11 protein-coding genes and 1 tRNA gene are annotated in these 10,167 nt (G+C 48.2%); 5 read left to right on the top strand and 7 right to left on the bottom strand.

The genetic code is table 11. From position 1 onward, the window contains the following. The 5 genes from AKL11_RS26670 to AKL11_RS15960 form a co-directional block, all read right to left on the bottom strand. The coding region (locus AKL11_RS26670) for a DUF4372 domain-containing protein (RefSeq protein ID WP_157673631.1) at positions 1–91 on the bottom strand (91 nt) is incomplete at its 3' end. Positions 92–224: 133 nt separating this feature from the next. Then, positions 225–572, bottom strand: a complete 348-nt coding sequence (locus AKL11_RS15975) for a hypothetical protein (protein WP_067519206.1) — start codon at positions 570–572, stop codon at positions 225–227. Positions 573–709: 137 nt separating this feature from the next. Then, complete coding sequence (locus AKL11_RS15970) at positions 710–1,966, bottom strand: valine--pyruvate transaminase (protein WP_067519204.1); 1,257 nt, start codon at positions 1,964–1,966, stop codon at positions 710–712. Positions 1,967–2,049: 83 nt separating this feature from the next. Next, positions 2,050–2,751: a COG3650 family protein gene (locus AKL11_RS15965; RefSeq protein ID WP_095210432.1), complete on the bottom strand. Its 702-nt coding sequence runs from the start codon at positions 2,749–2,751 to the stop codon at positions 2,050–2,052. 106 nt (positions 2,752–2,857) lie between these two features. Then, positions 2,858–2,933 (bottom strand) — tRNA-Glu (locus AKL11_RS15960). A 331-nt stretch (positions 2,934–3,264) separates the two neighbouring features. On the opposite strand from AKL11_RS15960, the gene AKL11_RS15955 reads away from it, so the two are divergent. Beyond that, positions 3,265–5,259, top strand: a complete 1,995-nt coding sequence (locus AKL11_RS15955; protein ID WP_172807306.1) for a response regulator — start codon at positions 3,265–3,267, stop codon at positions 5,257–5,259. Here AKL11_RS15955 and msrB read toward each other — a convergent pair. Beyond that, complete coding sequence (gene msrB / locus AKL11_RS15950; protein ID WP_067519200.1) at positions 5,254–5,649, bottom strand: peptide-methionine (R)-S-oxide reductase MsrB; 396 nt, start codon at positions 5,647–5,649, stop codon at positions 5,254–5,256. The two genes, AKL11_RS15955 and msrB, sit on opposite strands and share 6 nt — an antisense overlap. Positions 5,650–5,858: 209 nt before the next feature. Here msrB and AKL11_RS15945 point away from each other — a divergent pair, with 209 nt between their 5' ends. From AKL11_RS15945 to htpX, 4 genes are all read left to right on the top strand, one after another. Next, positions 5,859–6,653, top strand: coding sequence for an MOSC domain-containing protein (locus tag AKL11_RS15945; RefSeq protein ID WP_067519198.1), 795 nt, complete (start codon positions 5,859–5,861; stop codon positions 6,651–6,653). A 65-nt stretch (positions 6,654–6,718) separates the two neighbouring features. Continuing rightward, a complete protein-coding gene (locus AKL11_RS15940) occupies positions 6,719–7,933 on the top strand; it encodes a pyridoxal phosphate-dependent aminotransferase (RefSeq protein WP_067519196.1) in 1,215 nt (404 codons plus the stop codon). A gap of 17 nt (positions 7,934–7,950) precedes the next feature. Then, entirely contained in the window at positions 7,951–8,388 is a 438-nt protein-coding gene (locus AKL11_RS15935; protein ID WP_067519194.1) for a hypothetical protein, read from the top strand. Between the two features lie 348 nt (positions 8,389–8,736). Next, positions 8,737–9,624, top strand: a complete 888-nt coding sequence (htpX, locus tag AKL11_RS15930) for a protease HtpX (RefSeq protein ID WP_067519192.1) — start codon at positions 8,737–8,739, stop codon at positions 9,622–9,624. Between the two features lie 277 nt (positions 9,625–9,901). On the opposite strand, the gene AKL11_RS15925 is transcribed toward htpX, so the two are convergent. After that, positions 9,902–10,167 (bottom strand): IS30 family transposase (locus AKL11_RS15925; RefSeq protein ID WP_172807225.1); only part of this gene is annotated, 266 nt, incomplete at its 5' end.

Below are 10,167 nucleotides of genomic sequence, written 5' to 3'. Positions count from 1 at the left end.
GATCCCCATTGTGTCGATCAACTACCTTCTGAAACTGGTGACGTGGGATTGTTTTGAGTAACTGTTGGAAAACGCTGTTATGATGCTTCATGCCTGTCTCTCTTGTTCTGTAAAATAGCTGTCTCGACAACCGCTATTTTACCGTAGATCAACAGAGACAAGCACTTCAGTTCTTCCCCAGATTTTTAACCGGACAGCAGTGATGTTGTATTAAATGCAGCTCACTACACTAGAACATCACGAAGTTGTTCTTTGATTTCATTAACTTTACTGTTAGCGTCAGGCTTAACCTGACTAAAACCTGTCAACCTGCTATTTTCTGATACAACTGTAACTTTTAACTTTCTTAGCGATTTCCTTAAACCTGATAGTAAATAATTTTCCTTGTTGGTCTTTTGTAAGCCTTCTGTCTCTGTTACTCCTGAAACATGACGTTCAAATGAATCAACTGGCTGCAACTGCCGACCCAGCGAATCGTGAGCTTTTTGAGGTATGAAACCATGCCCCCCTCTATCTGAAGAGCCTTTTTCGTAGAAATATGAGTTTTGCTTACTCCTCTCAGTATTATGCATTGCGTGCCCTGAAGAAGATGGTATGCGCGAGTCGCTGAGCTGGGAAGTATAGACAAACCCAGACACTCAACGGACACTTTATGCTAACAGCAATAATAATGTTCTCTCACATACAAAACACTGTCAGATATAACAGTCTATGCGTCGTATAGCTTGAGAACTTCCTCTACCAGAATGGACAACCCTTTCTCAACGGCTGCATGATCCCGGGTATACGTCAATCGCAGGCATTCATGCTTATGAGGCCAGTCATCATCAATCCCCGGGAAGAAGTAATGTCCGGAAACTACCAGCACATTTCTCGCTTTCAATCGTTCATACAACTCAAGACTGGAGACCGGTAATCCTTCAAACCAGAGCCAGAGGAACATGGCACCTTCCGGCTTATGGACGTGCCAAGGCACCGAATCACCTAAACGCTGCTTGAGGATATTCACCGCAAACTCAGCCTTTTCCTGATAGTAAGGGCGAATCACGTTTTCACACAGCGTATTGATGCTGTCATCACGAATCATATCCAGCGCCAGCAAGCTACCGGTGCTGTTCGGTGCCAGGTTCATAATGGCGTTAATACCCGACAATGCTCTGATAACTTCTTCGTTCGCAATCACAATACCGGTTCGAGCGGCAGGTAAACCCAATTTGGAAAGACTCAGGCAAAGAATGGTATTTTCATTCCACACAGGCGTGGCTTGGGTAAATATCAATTTGGGGAATGGTGTACCGTAGGCACCATCGATAATCATCGGAATGTCGTGTTGCAAAGCAAGCCCATCAAGGCGCTCAATTTCCTGATCAGTCAGTACGTTGCCCGTTGGGTTCGTCGGTCTGGAGACGCAGATGGCACCTATACTGTCGTCTACTACCAGCTCCTGAAAATCCACCCGATATTTGAAAACATGTTGATCCAGATGTTCGATATCCGGTTTATTCGCCGCGAAGAAATCATGGCTCAGACCCGCATCGGAATAACCAATATATTCCGGCGCCAGTGGTAACTGAATGCGTTTATGACTGCCATCGCCATAGCTGCCGGCAAACATATTGAAGATCATAAAAAAGGCGGACTGGCTGCCATTAGTCAGCGCAATGTTGCGTTCAGTGAGCTTCCAACCAAACTGCCGGTTCAAATAACTCGCCATTTCACGAACAAAATCTTTTTCCCCTTGTGGTGGGTCGTAGGTACCCACCAGCCGGGTAAACTCGGTCTGGCTATCAGTGATTTTTTGCAACCGCTGGCGAAACACAGCTTCCACTTCGGGAATATGGGCAGGATTTCCACCGCCCATCATGATCATATCTTTGCCATCGGCGAGTGCGTTGCCGAGATCATCCATTAAAGAAAGGATGCCGGAGTGACTGGTAAATTTTTCGCCAAAGGCGGAAAGCTTCATGCTTACCCCTGATTATTTTGGTAACTAGGTAAAAAAGGCTTTATAACAATGCAAACAGCAAACTTCTAGGGGTTTACCACAATTTAGTGAGTTTGAGCCAAAGGACGAGTCGTCAATTCCTGTTCATTGGTTTTCATATTGACTGTCATCAGATACTCAACCGTTGGATCACCATAATGCAGAAATGAAAATGTATAGAGGTGCGCTGGCTGAAAGATCGGGACATCTCTAACCAGTTTTAACTGGTGGCCATCCTGCTGATAAATCTCGCTGGCCATCGCCTTGGCGTGAGCTGCTTTGATTTCATGTTCATTATGATAAACAGGCTGCATTGATGGGTTGCCCGGGTACTTCTCACCATCAAAGTTCATTTTCCGCATAGCGCCATCACTCCAGACGTAGATCGCCCGCCACCCATTATTTTTGTTGTCAGACAGTAAAACAGGCTCATCAGTCACGCTCATCTGGCTCAACTCGTTGCCTTGATTATCAAAAATAAAGGCAGAGCAGCCTCCCGTTCCACAAAACCAAAGGCTTTGCATCAGAACAAAGATTTCTTGACGACCATCGCCGTTTAAATCAGCGCAGCCAGCTTTGTAACCTATGGGTTTCTCGCTGTTTGATAACCCTTCTGGTGCCAGAATTTTCTGTTGCACCAAAAGTTCAACAACATCGGAATGACAGGCTGATAAGTCAGAAAGTGGTTTTGTTGATACCTGACTGCAGCCAGCAAGCACAGTCAGAAAAAGCACGGGAATTCGTTTGATGGGGGAAAAGAGATGCACAACGTCCTCTCTATAGCGCTTAAGAAATCATATCACTAAATGATAACTCAGCTTGAGAGAACTATTTAAAAAAAAGGCTAAAAATAATCGGAGGAGAAAAAAGAAATGGCGTCCCCTAGGGGACTCGAACCCCTGTTACCGCCGTGAAAGGGCGGTGTCCTAGGCCACTAGACGAAGGGGACGTAAACCTTCGTGCATTGGTGCAGCGGGTGCGTATAGTAATGACCCTCATGCATTGAGTCAAGTACTCTGATGTGACCTATTTCCTTGTAATTACAATTGATTACCGATTATAAAGGTTGAAATGAGACATTTCGTCTCGATGTTTATGGTCTGTTGATGCTGCGTTGCCGAGGCTCAGTGCCCCAGAAAACGTCAACCACGCGGAAGGCTTGTGCAGTGCGTAGTTATTCTACGTCAAGCAAGCCTGACAATATGGATGGCGTTTTTCTGGGGCACCTGCTGAACCCGCAACGAAGCATCAACAGACCCCAGCCAGGGATCGGCCGAATAATGAATTTCAGAGACAGACTTTCGTACAAGCAAGTCAGGTACACGGTTACCGTTGCGTTCATTCTGGGACTAGTGTTTGGATCGCTAGAGGTTACCCATGACTACCTTACTCAGGATAACAGTATCGATGCCTCGATACAGGCCTACCTGGATGTCAGTATGGCTCCAGCCTCCCGTATCGCCTACAACCTTGATGAAGAATTGGCATCGGAGCTGGTTAGCGGCCTCACTGAATCACCGTTGATCCTTCAGGCAACCATAGCCACACCAGAACAATACCTCTTGGGGGATGCTACCCGCCCGGTGGACACTGTCGAACAGGTAGACGACAGCCAACTGGTAGAATATTTATTTGGCACTACCCGTGTTTACCAACAGCGACTCTCAGTCCCTTATGACCGCGAAGAAGACCTCGGCAACCTGACAATTGTTGCTGATACCCGAGCCTCTGCCCAGGCTTTCATCGACCGTTCCGTACTGACTCTAACCTTTGGCATTGCCAGAACTCTGCTTCTCGCCCTTGCCCTGCACTTCATGCTCTACATCATGCTCACTAAACCCCTGCAGAGATTGACCCAGCATGTGCAAAGAGTCCGCGCAGGTAGTACACGACAATCAATGTCTATTCCCCGAAGTCATCAACACGATGAAATTGGCCAGCTCAGTCAGAGCTTTAACGACTTCCAGGAAGATATAAAACAACAGTTATACCGCCGGAGTCTGGCGGAAAGTGAGCTGCGTGTTCACACTCAGGAACTTGAGAACCGTATTGCTGAGCGCACCCAGGAGTTGCAGAAAAATAACGACGCCCTGTTCAAAGCCAACAAGGCATTAGACAGTGCAAGACAAGCGGCGTTGCAATCCGCAAGAATTCGCGGCGATCAACTCTCCAGCCTTAGCCATGAAATCCGGACACCACTCAACGGTATTCTTGGCATGCTGGAGCTGGCCATTAATGACGAACTGAGCCCAGACCAACATTCCCGGCTTGAGCTCGCTCACCAATCCGGCGCCAGATTAGTGAAGCTATTGAACAACATGCTGGACCTGGCTCGCTTGGAATCGGGTAAAACCGTTGTTGATCAGGTGCCGTTTAATCTCAAAAAAGTGCTTGAAGAGTCCGTGATGGTCATGGGGCAAAAAGCCCACATGAAGGGAATTCCACTCACCTGCCAAATTGATCCGGCATTGCCTGCAACCTTGATGGGAGACCCTATTCGCATCACTCAGGTAGTCAATAACTTGCTCGGCAATGCTATCAAATTCACGCATTCTGGCATGATCAGCCTGTCACTGGTCAGCGAGTTACTTGAAGATAGTAAGGAGCGTATTGCCATCCATGTGCGTGACACTGGAATAGGTATATCCAAAGACGCTCAACAGGCGATTTTCTCTCCCTTCACTCAGGCCAACAATGATATCTACCAGCATTACGGTGGCTCCGGTATGGGCCTTGCCTTAACGAAAGAAATCATTAAAGCGATGAATGGCACCATTGAGGTTAAGTCATTAGAAGGCAGTGGCAGTACCTTTACGGTCAAATTAACACTTGGGGCGATTGTTGCTAAAACCAGCGATACCAGCACAACATCTGTCGTTCAAAATTTTGAGCCCACAGAACAACTGTTTTATCAGAAAAAGAAAATACTGGTGGTTGAAGACAACGCCATTAACCGACTGGTAACAGAAGGCATGCTGGAACAACTGGGCCACGAAGTAACCCTTGCCCATAACGGTGAAGATTGTATTTCAGCCTGTATCAGCGATACGTTTGATCTTATTCTGATGGACTGCAACATGCCCGTTATGGATGGATACACCGCAACACAGCAACTTCGGGAGCGCTCAGAAACGCGAGATATTCCGATTGTTGCGTTGACGGCCAATGCCCTGAACGAGCACCAGGAACAATGCAAGCAAGCGGGTATGGACGACTACCTTTCCAAACCCTTTAACAAAAAAGCACTGAGCAAAGTGATCTCGGAATGGCTATGAACGCCGATCTTTAAACCTCATCGCCACAGAGTTAATGCAATACCGTAAACCGGTGGGCTCCGGCCCATCGGGAAACACATGCCCCAAGTGGGCATCACAGTTTGCGCACATGACTTCAATACGCTGCATTCCAAGACTGTTGTCTTCTACCGTTTTCACCGCATCACTATCGACCACTGCATAAAAGCTTGGCCAGCCACAACCGGCATCAAACTTAACGGTGGAATCAAACAGCGGTTGCTGACAACAAACGCAATGGAAGACGCCCTCTTTTTCAAAAAAATTATACTCGCCGGTAAACGGGCGCTCAGTTCCTTTTTCCCGGCAGACCCGGTATTGCTCATCGGTCAGCGCTTCTCGCCATTGCTGTTCTGTTTTTTTTGTCGTCATTACCAACTCTTCACAATCGAAAACACTATGTACGGGTATACCCATCGCCTTTCAAGTTGCTACTTTGTTGGCTGCGTTCACTCACCCCGATCACCTACTATTTGTAGGCTCACGGGGATTCACTCACTTGCCGCCGCGTAGCAACTTGAAATCCTTTGGGTATACTATGCATCCAGATCCAAATACACAAAATATCGGAATGGATATCAATGGAAGTTACCCAGCTTGCCATCTACCCCGTGAAGTCAGCCCAACCAATAAACCTGAGTTCAGCAAAGGTCACCCTCAGAGGCTTTGAGCATGACCGCCGATGGCTACTGGTCGATGAAAACGGACGATTTCTGACTCAGCGCAAGCATCACAAAATGGCGTTGATTCATATCTCTGTTGAAGCAGATGGACTGCAGGCATCCGCTCAGGGAGCAGGCAAACTGCATATCCCAACTCCGACGACAGATGCCGCTCATAAGCCAGTAACGGTCTGGAAAGACAACTGTGACGCACTGGATGCCGGCGACCAGCCCGCCGAATGGTTCAGCCGCTTACTTGGCTTGCGCTGCCGACTGGTCTATCAACCTGATGAGGCAATCAGAGTTACTGACCCACAATTTTCCAACCCCGGTGACCACACCAGCTTTGCGGATGGTTTTCCATTTCTGCTCACCAATGAAGCCTCATTGCAGGATTTGAATCAGCGCCTTGAACAGCCAATGACTATGAACCGGTTCCGTCCAAACATCGTTGTTAATGGTAAAACCCCATTTGATGAAGATAACTGGAATACCCTGAAAATTGGTGATATCACCTTTCGTGCAACCAAACCCTGCTCCCGTTGCATAATGACCACCATCAACCCTGAGACCGCCGAAAGAGACGGCACTGAGCCACTGACGACACTGTCCAAATATCGCCGTACCGATATGGGCGTTATTTTTGGGCAGAATCTAATTCCGGATGGTGAGGGCGTCATTCATATTGGTGATAAAGTTTCTATCTTAAGCTAGTGCAACAGAGGCCATATCCCTTCATAATCCAAGGCTGAGTCACACCCAGCACCGGAAAAGCACCAATGAAGGATATAGAAAAATCCACCAAACTGAATAATGTCTGTTACGACATCCGCGGCCCTGTTCTTCGGGAAGCCAAACGGCTTGAAGAAGAGGGGCATCGTGTTATCAAGTTAAACACGGGCAACCCTGCGGCGTTTGGTTTCGATGCACCGGATGAAATCACTCAGGATGTCATCCGCAACTTGCCTGTCTCCCAAGGCTATTGTGACTCAAAAGGCTTGTTCTCTGCCCGCAAAGCCATCATGCAGTACTGCCAGCAGAAGAACTTTCCGCCCATTACCGTGGAAGACATCATCGTTGGTAACGGTGTCAGCGAACTGGTGGTAATGACCATGCAGGCATTGCTGAACAATGGCGATGAAATGCTGATTCCATCTCCGGATTACCCTCTGTGGACAGCTGCCGTTAATCTATCCGGCGGCCGCGCAGTGCATTATCGCAAAGATGAACAATCAGACTGGTATCCGGACATTGACGATATCCGCAGTAAAATCACTGCAAAAACCCGTGGTATTGTGGTAATTAACCCAAATAACCCAACCGGTGCCGTTTATCCAGATGAGATTCTGAAAGAGATTATTCAGCTGGCCAGAGAACACGATCTGATCATCTTTGCCGACGAAATCTACGACAAAATTCTTTACGACGGCGTTGAACACACTGCCATGGCGTCTCTGGCGCCGGATGTACTTTGCATCAGCTTTAACGGCCTGTCCAAATCTTACCGCGTGGCTGGCTACCGTGCTGGCTGGCTGGTGGTTTCTGGCCCGAAAGACCATGCCAAAAGCTATCTGGAAGGTTTAGAAATGCTGGCCTCCATGCGCCTTTGCGCCAACGTGCCTTCCCAACACGCCATTCAAACGGCATTGGGTGGCTATCAAAGTATTAATGAATTAATCGTTCCGGGTGGTCGCTTCTACGAACAAAGCCATCGCGCCTGGGAAATGCTGGAACAAATCCCCGGGGTCAGCTGCGTAAAACCCAAAGGGGCACTCTACCTGTTCCCAAAACTGGACCCGAAACACTTTGGCATTATCGATGACCAGAAGCTGGTATTGGACTTTCTGCTGCAAGAGAAAGTGCTGCTGGTTCAAGGCACCGCTTTCAACTGTCCGGACCCGGATCATCTGCGCATCATCTCCCTGCCCAGAGTTGACGAGCTGGAAGATGTGATGACTCGACTGGAACGTTTCCTCAGCCGATACAGACAGTAATAGAAGACGGATCGCCCATGGCTGATATACACATTGACGAGTTCTATCAGGATTGTTTGAAAACCCTGATCCAGTTGTACAACGCTTTTCCAAGGCTGACCACCGTATATGTGGATGACCTGATCAGTAATGCCGGCACCGATGAGTTCGGCATTCCCAATCGCCGCCATAAAGCATGCTTCGACACACTGCTATGGCTGGCGTCGGAAGGGTATATTCGTTATCAGGACAATATCCGTCAGGATGCTCTGGATCAGGTAGCTCTGACCGAGAAAAGTTTTCTCCGACTGAGCTTGCCGACCTTTCAGCCAGCATTGGAGGATCAGGCTCCCAACTTGCCACCATTGGTTGCCAGAAAACAATCCACCCTTGCCTGGCAGTGCAGAGAAGCCTTAAAAGACAAAGGTTCCGATGCCATTGCCGCCGCTGCACAAAAGTTCTTCACCGCTGATTAATGCTGCTAACCGCAGCTGTGTCAGCAGGTTGTAAAAACCAAAATACGCACTCCATCAATGCTTGAAAGGTGGAGTGCGCATCTCCATATACCCCTTAGATAGAAGGTGTTGCAAAACTCTCAACCAACTCGTTCCCATGCTCCAGCGTGGGAATGCATATCCCAAACATCAGGGTTTCCGGCTCCCACGCAAAGCATGGGAGCCAGAGTTGGAGGGTTTCGCGACAGCCTCGCTTTGCGTGGGAACCAGGGCTTTTGCGACAACCTCAAAGCATGGGAACGAGATGTTTGGAGTTTTGCGACAACCTCCTTAATGATGATAATGATGACGATGAGGTCACCCTAAATAATGAAGAGAATTCTCTTGTTTCTGGCCACCAACATGGCAGTTATTCTGCTGGCCAGTGTCACACTGAATATTCTCGGCGTCGGCAGCTACCTGACCAGTGAAGGGCTGAACCTGAGCTCGCTGCTGGTGTTCTGTGCGGTATTTGGCTTTGCCGGCTCTTTTGTGTCCCTGCTACTTTCCAAAACCATGGCAAAGATGAGCACTGGCACCCAGATTATTGACCAGCCACGAACCGCTCAAGAGCGCTGGTTGCTGGATACCGTAAAAGAACTGTCGGACAAAGCCGGTATCGGCATGCCGGAAGTGGGTATTTTCAACTCTCCGGAATCCAATGCGTTTGCGACGGGCTGGAACAAAAACTCAGCACTGGTTGCGGTCAGCCAAGGTTTACTGGATCGTTTCAGCCCCAGCGAAGCTCGCGCGGTTATCGGCCACGAAATTGGTCACGTTGCCAACGGCGATATGGTGACATTGACGCTTATTCAAGGTGTCGTGAATACCTTTGTGATGTTCTTTGCCCGCATTGTGGGTTATGCCGTTGACTCGTTCCTGCGCCGTGATGACGAAGGTGAAGGCGGTGTGGGTATTGGCTTCTACATTGCAACGTTTATTGCAGAAATCATTCTTGGCTTTCTGGCCAGCGCCATTGTTATGTGGTTCTCCCGCCTGCGGGAATTCCGTGCCGATGAAGCCGGTGCCGAACTGGCCAGCCGTGGCGATATGATTGCCGCCCTGGAAAGACTGCGCTCCGAATACGAAGCCCCTTCCGCCATGCCAGCAACCATGAGTGCTTTCGGCATTCGCAGTGGCGGCAAGAGTGGACTGACAGCGCTGTTTACCAGTCATCCGCCGTTGGATCAGCGTATCGAGGCATTGCGTAACCACTAACACCTTTCAAACTTTCCCCCCTTCAGGCCGGTTGATTAACTGGCCTTTTTTTTGTTGTTTCCTTTCGCCACTTGGTCGCCATCACTGCTGTCAGTTACGAAAATATGCCCCACCATAAACAGCGCTTAAAGCAATCACATATACCCACTCAAAAACCATAAATGCATTTTTTCCACCTCCTTTTGAAAAAAACGACAGAATAATCAACTTTTTTGCCTCAGATCAAAAGATGATCAGATCATCCTAGTGTAGTGAGCTGCATTTAATACACTTGAATTCAAGTAATAAATACATAACCCATAACTTTTCTTACATCAATCCCAGTTAACTCTTTGAAAGCCTCATAAGGTGTTTTGTAGTCAAGGCATTTTCTAGGTCTATTATTCAGCTTATCAACCGCTATGATGACTTCTTTTTCTGTAACGTTATTAAGCTCCATCGACTTGGGGAAATACTGCCTGAGTAGCCCATTAGCATTCTCATTCTGACCTCTTTCCCAAGAGTGATACGGAGCAGCAAAGTAACTGTCACACTTCAACGCTT

This window comes from Endozoicomonas ascidiicola, assembly GCF_001646945.1.
GTDB lineage: Bacteria > Pseudomonadota > Gammaproteobacteria > Pseudomonadales > Endozoicomonadaceae > Endozoicomonas > Endozoicomonas ascidiicola.
The sequence above is the reverse complement of the archived record's forward strand: the minus strand, read 5'-3'. Positions and strand labels throughout refer to the sequence as shown.